The organism is Psychrobacter sp. 1Y4, assembly GCF_051847555.1.
Window position 1 is genome coordinate 1 of record NZ_JBPYDE010000474.1, and the last position, 749, is coordinate 749.

Consider the following 749-nt stretch of genomic DNA (forward strand, 5'->3'; position numbering starts at 1 on the left):
ACAGCACTATGTCATGGAGAGTAGTGCCATAAAGGTAAGATTGTCAACGTTCGCGCCAGTCATGATTGATAATACTGAACACACTATTTTAGCAGAATGGCATAATTTTGTGCGTGGTTTAGCGCTTGGTCGTGGCAGTAAATGTTAGGGTTTGCTATGATAAAGCTTGATAATATGTGGGACACATCAACCCTAATATATCGATATCTTTTGTATATATCAATTTTCCATACATTTTTTGCTGACGCTGATTGCGGCGCTAGCGATAATATAATATACGGTAATGGGCACTTTATTGCCCTATTTATTGACCCGCCTTTCATTGATAAAGAACTGATAGAGAGTAGCCATGACAGCCAATGCAACTGAGCAAAATCAAGCAACAAACCTAAATTTATACGGTCGTCCTGAGCGTATCGCGACTGTCGAACGCATCACAGCCGAAACGCAAATCACCTGTACCGTCAATCTCGATGGCACAGGCAAAGGCGTGGTTGATACAGGCGTGCCATTTTTGGATCATATGATTGATCAGATCAAGCGTCACGGTTTGTTTGACTTGGACATCAAATGTAATGGCGATACTTTTATCGATGACCATCATAGCGTCGAAGACACGGGTATTACCCTTGGCCAAGCATTTAACAAAGCGTTGGGCGATAAAAAAGGTATTCGTCGTTATGGGCATTTCTATGCGCCGCTAGACGAAGCACTGACCCGCGCTGTGGTTGATCTGTCAGGGCGTCCAG

General features: G+C 43.5%; 1 protein-coding gene. It reads left to right on the forward strand.

Features of this window, described 5'->3' with window-relative positions; all coding sequences use genetic code 11:
• Positions 1–349: 349 nt before the first annotated feature.
• On the forward strand, positions 350–749 hold a 400-nt coding region (locus ACS8FC_RS17045), incomplete at its 3' end, for an imidazoleglycerol-phosphate dehydratase (RefSeq protein ID WP_439297660.1).